Source organism: Aurantimicrobium minutum (assembly GCF_029893825.1).
Classification (GTDB): domain Bacteria; phylum Actinomycetota; class Actinomycetes; order Actinomycetales; family Microbacteriaceae; genus Aurantimicrobium; species Aurantimicrobium minutum_C.
In genome coordinates this window covers 1,493,741-1,506,457 of sequence record NZ_JARXXV010000001.1, presented here as the reverse complement: position 1 = coordinate 1,506,457, position 12,717 = coordinate 1,493,741, and the positions used below count along the sequence as shown (strand labels likewise).

Sequence of the window (12,717 nt, the reverse complement as noted above, 5' to 3'; positions counted from 1 at the left end):
CTAACAGAGAGCACCGGTAGATGAGCCAGAACACACCTTCGCAGGGCTACGAGCCCGCGATGCGTCGCGCCATTGCGCTGGCTGCCAACGGCCCCAGCAATGGCATCAACCCTCAGGTGGGTTGTGTCGTGTTGAACTCTGCCGGCACCATCATTGCCGAGGGATGGCACCGTGGTGCTGGAACTGCGCATGCTGAAGTCGATGCTCTGTCTCAACTCACTGCCGAGCAGGCCCAGGGTTCCACCTTCGTTGTGACCCTTGAGCCCTGCAACCACACCGGGCGAACTGGTCCTTGTGCTGTTGCGCTCATTGAAGCCGGTGTTGGCAAGGTTGTGTACGCAGCTACTGACCCTGGTCACGCTTCCTCTGGTGGAGCACAGCGTCTGCGCGATGCTGGCATCGAGGTGATCGGTGGTGTGCTCGAGGACGCGGTGGAAGAACTGCTCGAAGAGTGGATGCTCTCTGCACGCCTGCACCGCCCCCACGTCACCGTGAAGTGGGCAGCTAGCTTGGATGGCCGCGCAGCAGCTACTGATGGGACCAGCCAATGGATTTCTGGTGCACAGTCGCGGGTGCGCGTGCACGAACAGCGCAGTGCTGCCGATGCCATCGTGGTGGGCACAGGAACTGTGTTGGCAGATAACCCTTCTCTTACTGCCCGCACACCAGAAGGTTCCCTACACGACCACCAACCCGTTCCGGTGATCATTGGCTCACGCAACATCCCCGGTGATGCACTCGTGCACCAACACCCCCTCGAGCCCCTCATCATTGGCCACAACGACCTCCACGCTGCCTTGAGTGAAATGTATGCGCAAGGCATTCGCTCTGTCTTTGTTGAAGGCGGCCCCACCCTTGCCAGTGCCTTTATCGCTGAAGGCCTGGTTGATCGTCTCTACATCTACCTCGCACCTGTCTTGCTGGGCGGCGACAAGGTTGCTTTAGGTGATCTCGGCGTGAACACCCTCAGCGAGCGCATAGACCTCAACATTCGCTCGGTTGAAAACCTGGGCGAAGACATTTTCATCACTGCCACACCAACCCGGAAGGACTCCTGATGTTTACCGGACTGATTGAAGAACGTGGAACGATCACCGCAATCGAGCAGCTGCCCGATGCGGTGCGCCTGACCGTCAGCGGCAACACTGCCCTATCTGGTGCGCGGCAGGGTGATTCGATCGCAGTCAGTGGCGTGTGTTTAACCGTGGTGGAGCACGATGCCTCCTCTTTCACCGCAGATGTGATGGAACAAACCCTCGCCATGACCACGATGCGTGACGCGGTTGTGGGACTTCCCGTGAACTTGGAGCGCGCTGCGCAGCTGGGCTCGCGCCTGGGCGGTCACATCGTTCAGGGCCACGTTGATGGCACTGCCGAAGTGCTCTCCATTACCCCCAGTGCCGACTGGACCGTGGTGCGCTTTGGGCTCAGCCGCGACCTTGCTCCGTTACTGGTGGACAAGGGCTCAATCACGGTCGACGGCGTCTCGCTCACCGTGAGTAACATCAGCTCCCCAAGAGAAGCCTCCCAGTGGTTTGAGGTCTCCCTCATCCCCGAGACATTGAGTGTGACCACCCTTGGCCTACGCGCCGTGGGCGACAAGGTCAACCTCGAAACAGACATTATTGCCCGCCAGGTCGCACGAATGCTGGCCTTCCTACCCCAACAGAATGCAGGTGCCTAACATGGCTCTCACTCCCATCCCCGAAGTTCTTGAGGCGCTCAAGGCAGGACGTATTGTCCTTGTCGCCGATGACGAAGGTCGCGAAAACGAAGGTGACGCCATCATGGCTGCCGAGTTCGCGACCAAAGAAACCATGGCCTGGATTGTGAAGCACTCCTCCGGCTTGGTGTGTGCTCCGATGCCACGTGATGTGGCAGACCGCCTCAACTTGCCCATCATGGTTGAGCGTAACCAGGACGTGCGCACCACCGCGTACACCATCTCTGTGGATGCAGCAGAGGGAGTCACCACCGGGATTAGCGCCAGTGACCGTGCTCGCACGGTCAACATCTTGGCTAACCCCGACTCTGCTCCCTCAGACCTCATTCGCCCCGGCCACATCCTGCCGCTGCGCGCCGTGGATGGTGGTGTGATGCAACGTGCTGGTCACACTGAGGCGACTGTTGACTTGCTGCGTCTCGCCGGCTTGAATCCCGTTGGCGTGATTGCTGAAATCGTGGATGAGGACGGGGACATGATGCGCATGCCTGGGCTCGAGAAGCTGGCCCAGCGTGACAATATGCCACTGACCACCGTAGCGGCACTTGTCGACTACCTGGAAGCACATCCGCTTCCCGCCCGCATTGAGGGTGAGCTTGATGCCCACCGTGTTGCCTTCGAGGTGGAGACCAACGTTCCCACCGAGAATGGCACCTTCCGCATGCGTGGATATCGTGACCACTCCACTGGCACCGATCACGTGGCGATTGTGGCAGGTAATCCTGACGGAGAAAACGTACTGGTTCGCGTCCACTCCGAGTGCCTCACCGGTGAAGCTCTGCACTCACTCAAGTGTGAGTGTGGACCACAGCTTGATGAGGCCCTGCGCATGATTGAAGCAGATCCTGCCGGTGGTGTCGTGCTCTACATGCGCGGCCAGGAAGGCCGCGGTATTGGCCTGGTGAACAAGTTCAAGGCCTACAAACTCCAAGAGCAGGGCCTGGACACACTCGATGCCAACCTTGCCCTCGGCTTGCCTGCCGACGCGCGTGACTACACCGCAGCTGCGCGCATGCTCGCAGATATGGGCATTCGCTCGGTTCGACTACTCTCGAACAACCCTGAGAAGAAGCGCCAGCTCGAAAACTACGGCATCACCATCAATGACCTCGTTCCACTGGTGGTGGGATTGGGTGAATACAACACGGGATATCTCAACGTGAAGCGTGACCGCATGGGACACCAGCTTCCCGGTGTTCTTCCCGCAATTGAACCCGCAGCAACCCCAAAGGAGGTCACCGCATGAGTGGCGCAGGATCACCCACCATTACCGTTGACGGCACTGGTTTAAACGTTGTCATCGTGGCAGGTCAGTGGCATGAGGTCATTACTGACGCCATGATTGCTTCGGCACAGCGCACCCTGGAAGCCGCAGGTGCTACCCACTCCCTGGTTCGAGTCGCTGGAAGTTTTGAACTGCCCGTGGTGAGCAAGGCTGTGCTGGAAGCAGGAGCAGATGCTGTCGTGGCACTGGGTGTCATTATTCGTGGTGGCACACCACACTTCGAGTTTGTCTCTGACGCCGCAACCAGCGGATTGACCCGCGTTTCTCTCGACACCGGCAAGCCAGTCGGCTTTGGTGTTCTCACTCTCGATGATGAACAGCAGGGACTAGACCGTGCTGGTCTTCCTGATTCCAAAGAAGACAAGGGTGCTGAAGCAGCCATTGCCGCCTTGGAAACCGCTGTGACCCTTCGTTCTATCCGGAACAAGTAGTTAGGCTGAAGCTATGGAACTTTTAGTCACAATCCTCGTCATCCTGCACTTCGTTGGTCTGTCCTTCTTGCTGGGATCATTCCTGGTTCAGATCAAGGACATTGCTGCTGGTAAGGGTCGCGTTCTGCGCGGCATGCTCGATGGTGCTTACACCCAGCTTGTTACCGGTGTTGCACTCACCGGCATCTACTCAGCCGGTCTGGTTGAAGATGAAGAGGTCAACAACGCCAAGATTGCAGTGAAGCTTTCTGTGCTCATTGTGATCACTGTGATTGCCCTCATCTTCCGCAAGCGCGAGGTAGCACCTTCGTGGGCACTGTGGACCATCGGTGGTCTGACTCTGCTCAACGTTGTCCTCGCCGTTGCCTGGAACTAACCCCTGGTGAGCTCCCCCCGCATGGGGCGTCGTTCAACGACCCCAGATTCGAAGTCATCAGCGCCTAAAGCTAGCTTTGGGCAGCTGATGCCCTACCTGCTTGAACACAAGAAGGTGCTCTCCTTCGTGATTGTGTTGAGCGTGCTAGGTGCTGCTGCTTCCTTGGCACAGCCTCTGCTGGTGGGTCAGGTCATCAACCGCGTGAGCGCGGGTGAGCTGATGGGGAACCTGGTCTGGCTGCTGATCAGCCTTGTGGTAGCCACCGCTTTGATTAACGGTTTCCAGCACTACCTCCTGCAGCGCACGGGTGAAGGTGTTGTGCTTTCCTCCAGGCGCCGCCTGGTGGGACGCATTCTGCGCCTGCCCATTAGTGAGTTTGATACTCGTCGCACCGGTGACCTCGTCTCGCGTGTGGGCTCAGACACCACGCTGCTGCGTGCAGTGCTGACGCAGGGACTTGTGGAAGCCATTGGTGGTTCTTTGACCTTCATTGGCGCCATCATCGCGATGGCAATCATTGACCCCGTATTGCTGGGTCTCACCGTTCTGGTGGTATTCAGCGCGATCATCATCGTCACGGTGCTCTCGCGCCGTATTCGAGTTGCCAGCCGCAAGGCTCAGGCAAAGGTCGGTGAACTCGCTGCCTCGGTGGAGCGTGCGATTTCTGCTGTCCGCACAGTGCGTGCAGCGAACGCCACTGACCGCGAAATCAAAGTTGTTGAAGAAGAAGCCGAAGGCGCCTGGCGCATGGGCATCAAGGTTGCCAAGATTTCTGCCCTGGTTGTTCCCGTTGCCGGCATTGCCATGCAGGTGGCCTTCCTCACCGTGCTGGGTGTCGGTGGTTACCGCGTTGCTTCTGGCGCGATTACGGTTGCCAACCTGGTCACCTTCATCCTGTTCTTGTTCATGATGATCATGCCGCTGGGTCAAGCCTTTGGTGCGATCACCTCGGTGAACTCTGCTCTGGGTGCTTTAGGACGTATTCAAGAAATCATTGCACTGCCCAGTGAAGGTGAGTTTGACCGCGAGCTGGCACCGCTTGCCGTGCTCGACGGTGGTGCTCGCGGTGCTGTCAAGAATTCACCAGTAGCCGTTGAATTTGTTGATGTGCGCTTCTCCTACCCCAAGCTGGTTCTGCCCACTGAAGAGGATGAGAGCACCACAGACCCGACCGCAAAGATGAGCCGTGCTGAAAAAGCACGCATCAAGGCTGGCGGAGCTGCCGGTGAAGCTCTCGCCTTGGAAGCCCTGCCCGAGGTTGAGGCTCCCGAGATTCTTAAGGGTGTTTCCTTCTCGGTTCAGCACGGAACTCGTGCGGCACTGGTGGGACCATCGGGTGCAGGTAAGTCGACCATCTTGGGACTCATTGAGCGCTTCTACGACCCCACCTCTGGCGAGATTCGCCTCGGTGGCGTGGATATCAAGGCGCTGCCTCGTGAAGACCTTCGTGCACAGATTGGCTATGTGGAGCAGGATGCTCCCGTCTTGGCTGGTTCGCTGCGCGAGAACCTGCTGCTGGGCTCGCCCCAGGCAACCGATGAGGACTGTATTGCGGTGCTCGCCGATGTGAACCTGTCCAACGTTCTCGAACGCAGCGGACTAGGACTGGATGCTCCAGTCGGCGAGGAGGGCGTCATGCTCTCCGGCGGTGAGCGTCAACGTCTAGCTATTGCTCGAGCACTTTTGGCCGCTCCCCCGATTTTGTTGCTTGATGAGTCCACCTCAAGCCTGGACGGAGCGAATGAGCAACTCATGCGTGAAGCGATTGACCGCGTTGCTCAGGATCGAACCCTGATCATCATTGCGCACCGCCTCTCCACTGTGGTCGATAGTGATCAGATTATTGTGTTGGAGAACGGTGCTGTTGTCGGCACCGGCACCCACTCTGAACTGGTGAAGACTACCCCGCTGTATAAGAACCTGGCCAAGCACCAGTTGCTAGTCTAGTGACCTCAAGCATGAAGAACGCCTCCCCAGCGGGGAGGCGTTCTTCATTTGCTTGTTGCTTCGTTGTTATACGAAGGGCTTAGGCAAAGGGATTAGGTGTCATGGTGTATTTCACCGAGAGGTACTCGTTGATACCTTCAAAGCCACCCTCGCGGCCCAGACCAGACATCTTCACTCCACCGAATGGTGCAGAAGCGTTGGAGATGACACCAGCGTTCAGACCCATCATGCCGGTTTGCAGCTTTTCAATCAGTCGCTGACCGCGCTTGAAGTCTTCGGTGTAGACATAACCAATGAGACCGTATTCGGTGTCGTTAGCAATCTTGATGCCTTCTTCTTCGGTTGAGAAGGTGGTGATGGAAAGCACTGGGCCAAAGATTTCTTCGGTCATGATGTCAGCACCGGGCTTGACACCGGTGAGCACGGTGGGCTCATAGAAGGTGCCTGCACCTTCAATAGCCTTGCCACCGGTGAGCACTGTTGCACCCTTTGCCACAGCGTCCTGCACGAGCTCGTTTGCCTTGGCTACAGCCTTGGAATCGATGAGGGGTCCAATGCTGACGCCTTCTTCGGTTCCGCGACCGATCTTCATGGCCTGAACACGTTCGGTGACTTTCTTGGCAAATGCGTCGGCAACACTCTCGTGCACGATCACACGGTTTGCTGCGGTGCAGGCCTGTCCGATGTTGCGGAACTTCGCAATCATCACACCGTCCACGGCCTTGTCGAGATCTGCATCTTCGAACACCAGGAATGGTGCGTTTCCGCCGAGCTCCATTGAGGTGCGGAGCATGTTCTCGGTGGCAAGCTTCATCAGTGACTGACCCACACCGGTGGAACCGGTGAAGGAGAGCTTGCGCAAACGCTTGTCGGTCACGATGGGGTCAGAAACGGCTGCGGTGTTCGAGGTGGTGAACACGTTCACTACACCGGCAGGAACTCCACACTCTTCCAAGATCTTCACGAAGTAGAGGGTGGTCAGTGGGGTGAGGGTTGCAGGCTTGACCACAACGGTGCAGCCAGCAGCAAGTGCGGGAGCAATCTTGCGGGTTGCCATCGCCAGTGGGAAGTTCCAGGGGGTGATCAAGTAGCTGGGGCCCACGGGCATGTGGGTCACGATGGTGCGACCGGTGCCTTCAGGGTTGCTGCCGTAACGACCGGTGATGCGTACTGCTTCTTCGCTGAACCAGCGTAGGAATTCAGAACCGTAGTTCACTTCACCAATAGCTTCAGCGAGGGGCTTACCCATCTCGAGGGTCATCAGCAGCGCAAATTCATCCTTGAGTTCCTGCACGCGCTCAAACGCCTTACGCAGGATGTCACTGCGGGTGCGAGGAGGTGTGGCCGCCCAAGCGTCCTGTGCTGCCACGGCAGCATCCAGGGCCTTCATGCCGTCTTCTGGTGAAGCGTCAGCAATGCTCTTGAGCACCAGACCGGTTGCTGGGTCGATCACATCGACAGTTTTGCCACCAGCAGCATCTACCCACTTGCCGTCAATATACAGCTGAGATGGAACCTTAGAGAGCAGTTCTGATTCGGAAATCGTTGACATTCTTCACCTTTTCTACGAATTCCTTATTCTAACCGCAAATATGGTGCGAAATAAAGGGGTCGTTTGGACTCAAACGATATTACAAGAACTCAGCCCCCTATTTCTAGGGGGCTGAGGAGTGAAACGAAAGTGAATTACTTCAGTTTTCCGAGTTTGCTGGGCCACCAAATTTTGGGTCCAATGTCATAGGCAAGCGCGGGAACCAGCAGGGTTCGCACCAGTGCGGTGTCAATGATCACACCCACCGACACGATGAAGGCCAGCTGAACCAAGAACAACAGCGGGATAACACCCAGTGCAGCAAAAGTTGCTGCCAAGACCACACCAGCCGAGGTAATCACACCACCGGTGACGGTGAGACCCTTGAGGATTCCGGGGCGCGTGCCCAGGTTGATGCTTTCCTCGCGCACACGCGTCATCAAGAAGATGTTGTAGTCAATACCGAGTGCAACGAGGAAGACGAAGCCAAACAGTGGCACGCTCGCATCAGCACCGGGGAAACCGAACACGTTGTTGAAGAAGATCGCGGACAGACCCAGCGTTGCCGCAAAGCTGACAACAACAGTGAAGATCAGTACCAGCGGCGCCACAATCGAGCGCAGCAACAGCATCAGAATCAAGAAGATCACCAGCAACACGATGGGGATGATCTTGGCCAAGTCAGCCTGTGCTGTTTCGTTGGTGTCGAGTGCAATAGCGGTCTCACCACCAACAAGAACACTGGGGTCTTCGGCAACGAGATCTGCACGCATCTGCTTGACTACGTTCTCTGCCTCAGCAGAGTCCGCCTGATACTTCAAAGTTGCGTTGATGATGACCTTGCCGTCAACCACCTGAGGGATGGTCTCAATCTCTGGCATCACGAAAGCTGATGGTGCACCAGCAGCGGGAGGGCCGCTGGCATAGGCGGCAGCAGCCGCTGCAGCAGCGTCTTCGGCTGCCTTCTTGTAGGCAGCAGCCATTGCTTTGGCATCGGCTTGAACAGAAGCCTTAGAAATACCATCGGTGGCTTCAGTCGCAGCAAGAACTGCTTCATACTTCTTCTCGTCTGCAACGATCACCACGGGTGACCCGTCGCCGGCGTCGAAGTGCTGGGCCAGAACATCTTGTCCGTCGACAGATTCGATGTTGTCACCGAGCAAGAAGTCGGTCTGTGGAATACCGCTTGCCTTCAGACCTGGCAAGCCTGCGATGGCAGCGAGAAGCACCACCAGGGTGACAATCCACGTCGCACGAGGCTTCTTGCCTACGAGGTTACCCACGCCCTTCCACAGGCCACGAACACCCTCGAGGCCAGGCAGAGTGTTGGGCTCAACCGGAGCCAACTTCTTCTTGCCAGGCTTAGGCATGAATGGCCAGAACGCGGCACGGCCAAAGATGGCCAACAGCGCGGGCAAGAAGGTGATGGCGGCAAGGAAGGCAAACCCGATACCGAAGGCGGCAATGGGGCCCAGCGCCTTGTTGGAGTTGAGGTCAGAGAACAGCAAGCACAGCAGCGCTGCGATAACTGTTGCCGCCGAGGCGAAGATGGGCTCGAAGGATCCGCGGAATGCGCGGCCCAGAGCAGACCACTTGTTCTGCACGTCGAAGAGTGCCTCGCGGTAGCGGGCAACAAAGAGCAGGGCGTAGTCGGTCGCCGCACCAATAACCAGAATCGAGAGGATTCCCTGACTTTGACCAGAGACCTTGATGATGTCGTTCAGGGCGAGGTAGTAAATGCCCAGGATCGAACCAGAGAGGGCGAATACCGAGGTGAGCAAAACCAGAATCGGCAGCAGCAGTGCGCGGTAAACCACGAGCAAGATGATGAACACGGCCAGCAGTGCCACGATCAGCAAGATGCCATCAATACCAGCGAAGCCACTGACGAAGTCAGCGAGCAGACCACCAGGTCCGGTCACATAGGAGGTGAAACCAGCTGGGGTTGCATCCTTGAGCTCAGCACGCAGACCGTTGATGCTGGTGAGAAGTTCTTCACCACTGGCATCAAAGAACACCAGGTATTCAACTGCCTGGCCATCTTCTGAATAGGTGGGACCAAGAACAGAGGGCATCTCGCCTTCAACGGTGGGAGCAACACCCTCAGCGTCTTCGAGAGTTGGAGTGAGCTCGTCAAACTTCAGCTTGTCAGCGTCAGTGACCGTGCCAGAGTCCTTCTGGAATACCACGATGGCAGGGATGTTCTCCGAGTCGTTGAACTTGCTCTGCCATTCATTGACCTCGGTGCTTTGCGCACTAGCAGGAAGGAATCCTGCCTGGTCATTGGTGGAGACATCAGAGATCTTGCCGAATGTGGGACCACCCAGGCCAGCGATTGCAAACCACACCACAACCAAGACGGTGGGCAGCAAAATACGCAGCCAGAGTTTTGGAGTCCAGTCCTTCATGTGTTTCCCCTTACGGATCCGTAGTACACAAGCAATGGAGCTATGGGGCCGCCTGCGGGAATTGAACCCGCGACCTATTCTTTACGAGGGAATCGCTCTACCAACTGAGCTAAGGCGGCGCGAACCGCAAGATGCGGAACAGTTGTCAAGCTTAGTAGTTCGCTACTTTGCCTGCGAGTTGCGGCGGCGGCGCAAAGACACCAGAACCAGCACACCAGCTAGAACCACAGCACCTGCAGCACTCAAGCCCAGCACCAGCTGAAGCTGTGTGTCATTACCGGAACCACTCGAGGTAACCATCACATCGGAGTCTGCTTCTGCGATGGCATCCGTGTCAGCATCGGCATCTGCTGCAACGAGGGCAGGGGCATCGGATCCTTCAACAGCAAAGAACAGCTCGCCAGAAGCAGGGTGTCCATCTTGGGAAACGATGCGGTAGCTGGCGGTGTAGTCACCGTTAGGCAGTGCACCCGAAAGAATCTGGACGGTCATTGTTGCCCCGGTTTCATCAAGAATGGGGGCACCAAGCTCGGCAGCAATGCCGTCTTGGTTGACCAAAACCACCTCGGGTGGTGAAAGCTCGGCATTGACAGGCTCAACGAAGGTGAACTGAATCTCGGTCACCGGAGTTGTGACGGTCGAGTCATCGGCGGGAACTGACTGGAATGAGTCAGAGTGTGCTGAAGCCATCTGGGCAGTGCCACATGAGAAACCCACTGCAAATACGAGAGCAACAAGAGCTGCACCAATACGACGAATCATCCGAGTAGTCCTTCTCCTATGTAGCCGCCACGGCGAGCGCCGGGTGGAAGAGCAAACACAGCTGAACCTATTGGTGTGATCCAAGTGTTCAATAAATCTAAGTCTGCCAAACGTTGCTGAACCGGAACGAACTGTTTCTGAATATCCGCCATGTAGGCGGCGAAGATCAGGCCAGCGTTGGGCTCTCCAGAAGGCAGAAGTCCGTCTTCATAGTTCAGGGGTCTGCGCAAGAACTTCTCGGTGTCCTTGCCTGTATTTGCCCTGCGAACATGAGCAAAAGCAGGAATGACGGACAGGCCGTGAGCATTCTTAGCTTCGAGATCAGGCTTATCAAATTCTGAAGTTCCTGTCAGCGGTGCCCCGTTGCTCAGGCGACGACCCATGGACGCTTCTTTTTTGGTGTCGTCCAATTTGTCCCAGCCGGCAAAATCCATCTGAATACGACGAATGACAAGGCAGGTTCCATCATGGAACCACCGTGGTCCAGATGATGCCCACACCTGAGCATCGAATTCTTGGGCAGACCGTGGATTGACGGTGCCATCAACTTGGCCGAACAGATTACGCCCGGTCTGGTCGGTGGGCTCACCATATTGTGGCCGGTTGAACCCTGTCTGTGACCACAGTGGTGTGGCGAAAGTATTCGCCGTGCGAGTGAGCTGACGTGCAGCGTGGGCGACAGTGAGGGGGTTATCAGCCCCCACGTGAATGACGAGGTCACCACCGCTGTATTCGGGCTGTAGTTTGTCGATGCTAAACGCTGGAAGCTCACCAAAGCCAACAGGCATTTTGCCGGCCAAGCCGAGCTTGGAGAAGAAGCCTGGACCGAAACCAAAGGTTGAGGTCAAACGTGCAGGTTCGGTTGCCAGATAGGGGTCACCATCTGGAAGTGTGGGCTTGCCCACAGCAAGCCTCGCTGCATCGTCAGTGAGCAGCTGCATCATCGAGCGAGCCTGATCAATTCCAGTTGAGGATTTGAGGTTGAAGGCCATATAGGTGCCATAGGCCTGCAGCGGCGTCATGATGCCGGCTTGGTAATCCCCAAAGAAAGGAATGGTTGCTGCTTGTTCCTGTGCACGCAGTTGTGACTGTGTGCACAACGAGCTAGCCGAGACTGCCGAAGCAGTAACAGCACCACCAGCAAAACCGGCAACCCCCGCTGCTACGTAACTAGAAACGACGCCAGCAGAAGCCAGGAAACCACGTCGAGTGACTTCAGTTTCGGCCTGTGCTTCTGCTGGTGTGTGTGTCATTTCTCTATCCTGTTGAACTCTGTTGAAAGCTCGGTGTGAACTTATTTAGCCTGCGTAGGTAGAGATGTCGCGTGCAACGGCGTCAACATCCAGAGTTGTTCCGTTGGAGAACTCAAGGGTCAGGGTGACGTGGCTTCCTACTGGAATGGGCTTGAGCAGATCCCAATACATCACGTGGTAGCCGCCTGGCTTGAGGGTGACAGATTCCTTGGCAGGAATGACAATGCCACCTTCAACCATCTGCATCTTCATTTCACCGTCGTCGCCCTTGACCACTTCGTGGATTTCCATAGCTGTCTCGGTGAGACCTTCGGTGGTGTTCTTCGCACCCACGAGCTCGATGTCTGCTTCTGTTGGGTTTTCCAGTGTCATGAATACACCGGTCATGGCCATGCCATCCATGAGCTCAGGAACAGCCTTGATCCACACATCGGTCGCAGTGGGGGTAACAGGCTCTGGCGCGGCTGGTGCACATCCCACTAGCGCGAGTGCAGCGATGGCAACGACGACGAGTGAGAATCCGCGCTGAGTTGCGGAAGTTGAGTTCTTCACTTCAATTCCTTTGTTTGGTGTATTCTACGTAACGTAGAACAACACTATTCTACGTTTTGTAGAATCACAACCTTGGAGTGCTCATGACCCCCAGTCGTAACCGAGGTGAACTCGAGTCAGACATCATGAATATCCTCTGGCGCACAAGCGAAGCACTCACCGCCAAAGAGGTGCAAGCACAGTTCACCGACAACGTCCCCGCCATCACCACCCTCATCACCGTGCTGGATCGAATGACCGTCAAGGGACTTGTCACCAAGAACTCTGCTGGGGGCCGCAGTCAAACTTTCGCAGCAACTCAGTCACGCATCGACCACGTTGCCAACACCATGACCTCTGCACTGCAGAGCGCCGATGACCAAGTTGCTGCCCTGCTTCACTTCGCTGGATCGCTCTCAGAAGAAGACCGTGCGTTTTTGCGTAAAGCTATAGACAGCTCCAACTAGGGT

12 protein-coding genes and 1 tRNA gene are annotated in these 12,717 nt (G+C 56.6%); 7 read left to right on the top strand and 6 right to left on the bottom strand.

The features are described 5' to 3' along the window. The first annotated feature begins 20 nt into the window (after positions 1–20). The 6 genes from ribD to M2120_RS07395 are packed head-to-tail and all read left to right on the top strand — an operon-like array spanning position 21 to position 5,762. Positions 21–1,058, top strand: coding sequence for a bifunctional diaminohydroxyphosphoribosylaminopyrimidine deaminase/5-amino-6-(5-phosphoribosylamino)uracil reductase RibD (gene ribD / locus M2120_RS07420; protein WP_280798053.1), 1,038 nt, complete (start codon positions 21–23; stop codon positions 1,056–1,058). Then, on the top strand, positions 1,058–1,684 hold the full coding sequence (locus tag M2120_RS07415) for a riboflavin synthase (RefSeq protein ID WP_280798052.1): 627 nt from the start codon (positions 1,058–1,060) through the stop codon (positions 1,682–1,684). Before ribD ends, M2120_RS07415 begins: the two co-directional genes overlap by 1 nt. 1 nt (position 1,685) lies before the next feature. Next, positions 1,686–2,969 (top strand): GTP cyclohydrolase II, encoded by a 1,284-nt coding sequence (gene ribA, locus M2120_RS07410; RefSeq protein ID WP_280798051.1) that lies wholly within the window; start codon positions 1,686–1,688, stop codon positions 2,967–2,969. Next, positions 2,966–3,439, top strand: a complete 474-nt coding sequence (ribH, locus tag M2120_RS07405) for a 6,7-dimethyl-8-ribityllumazine synthase (RefSeq protein ID WP_280798050.1) — start codon at positions 2,966–2,968, stop codon at positions 3,437–3,439. The genes ribA and ribH overlap by 4 nt, the downstream gene beginning before the upstream one ends. 13 nt (positions 3,440–3,452) lie before the next feature. Beyond that, entirely contained in the window at positions 3,453–3,815 is a 363-nt protein-coding gene (locus M2120_RS07400; RefSeq protein WP_280798049.1) for a hypothetical protein, read from the top strand. Positions 3,816–3,836: 21 nt separating this feature from the next. Further along, the gene (locus tag M2120_RS07395; RefSeq protein ID WP_280798172.1) at positions 3,837–5,762 is read left to right on the top strand and encodes an ABC transporter ATP-binding protein; all 1,926 of its coding nucleotides are present in this window, start codon (positions 3,837–3,839) and stop codon (positions 5,760–5,762) included. Positions 5,763–5,841: 79 nt separating this feature from the next. Here the strand turns inward: M2120_RS07395 and M2120_RS07390 are convergent, their stop codons facing one another. From M2120_RS07390 to M2120_RS07365, 6 genes are all read right to left on the bottom strand, one after another. Then, positions 5,842–7,314: an NAD-dependent succinate-semialdehyde dehydrogenase gene (locus M2120_RS07390; protein ID WP_280798048.1), complete on the bottom strand. Its 1,473-nt coding sequence runs from the start codon at positions 7,312–7,314 to the stop codon at positions 5,842–5,844. 134 nt (positions 7,315–7,448) lie between these two features. Further along, positions 7,449–9,701: an MMPL family transporter gene (locus tag M2120_RS07385; RefSeq protein WP_280798047.1), complete on the bottom strand. Its 2,253-nt coding sequence runs from the start codon at positions 9,699–9,701 to the stop codon at positions 7,449–7,451. Between the two features lie 43 nt (positions 9,702–9,744). Continuing rightward, positions 9,745–9,820 (bottom strand) — tRNA-Thr (locus tag M2120_RS07380). A 43-nt stretch (positions 9,821–9,863) separates the two neighbouring features. Continuing rightward, a complete protein-coding gene (locus M2120_RS07375) occupies positions 9,864–10,463 on the bottom strand; it encodes a copper resistance CopC family protein (protein WP_280798046.1) in 600 nt (199 codons plus the stop codon). After that, positions 10,460–11,716 (bottom strand): Dyp-type peroxidase, encoded by a 1,257-nt coding sequence (locus tag M2120_RS07370; RefSeq protein ID WP_280798045.1) that lies wholly within the window; start codon positions 11,714–11,716, stop codon positions 10,460–10,462. The genes M2120_RS07375 and M2120_RS07370 overlap by 4 nt, the downstream gene beginning before the upstream one ends. Before the next feature lie 45 nt (positions 11,717–11,761). After that, positions 11,762–12,268: a copper chaperone PCu(A)C gene (locus M2120_RS07365; RefSeq protein WP_280798044.1), complete on the bottom strand. Its 507-nt coding sequence runs from the start codon at positions 12,266–12,268 to the stop codon at positions 11,762–11,764. A gap of 83 nt (positions 12,269–12,351) precedes the next feature. Here M2120_RS07365 and M2120_RS07360 point away from each other — a divergent pair, with 83 nt between their 5' ends. Next, positions 12,352–12,714, top strand: coding sequence for a BlaI/MecI/CopY family transcriptional regulator (locus M2120_RS07360; RefSeq protein WP_280798043.1), 363 nt, complete (start codon positions 12,352–12,354; stop codon positions 12,712–12,714). The last annotated feature ends 3 nt before the right edge of the window (positions 12,715–12,717 follow it).

Bases quoted from the DNA above. Each gene is read 5' to 3' on its own strand.
- ribD (WP_280798053.1), top strand. From the start codon at position 21: ATGAGCCAGAACACACCTTCGCAGGGCTACGAGCCCGCGATGCGTCGC.
- M2120_RS07415 (WP_280798052.1), top strand. From the start codon at position 1,058: ATGTTTACCGGACTGATTGAAGAACGTGGAACGATCACCGCAATCGAG.
- ribA (WP_280798051.1), top strand. From the start codon at position 1,686: ATGGCTCTCACTCCCATCCCCGAAGTTCTTGAGGCGCTCAAGGCAGGA.
- ribH (WP_280798050.1), top strand. From the start codon at position 2,966: ATGAGTGGCGCAGGATCACCCACCATTACCGTTGACGGCACTGGTTTA.
- M2120_RS07400 (WP_280798049.1), top strand. From the start codon at position 3,453: ATGGAACTTTTAGTCACAATCCTCGTCATCCTGCACTTCGTTGGTCTG.
- M2120_RS07395 (WP_280798172.1), top strand. From the start codon at position 3,837: ATGGGGCGTCGTTCAACGACCCCAGATTCGAAGTCATCAGCGCCTAAA.
- M2120_RS07390 (WP_280798048.1), bottom strand. From the start codon at position 7,314: ATGTCAACGATTTCCGAATCAGAACTGCTCTCTAAGGTTCCATCTCAG.
- M2120_RS07385 (WP_280798047.1), bottom strand. From the start codon at position 9,701: ATGAAGGACTGGACTCCAAAACTCTGGCTGCGTATTTTGCTGCCCACC.
- M2120_RS07375 (WP_280798046.1), bottom strand. From the start codon at position 10,463: ATGATTCGTCGTATTGGTGCAGCTCTTGTTGCTCTCGTATTTGCAGTG.
- M2120_RS07370 (WP_280798045.1), bottom strand. From the start codon at position 11,716: ATGACACACACACCAGCAGAAGCACAGGCCGAAACTGAAGTCACTCGA.
- M2120_RS07360 (WP_280798043.1), top strand. From the start codon at position 12,352: ATGACCCCCAGTCGTAACCGAGGTGAACTCGAGTCAGACATCATGAAT.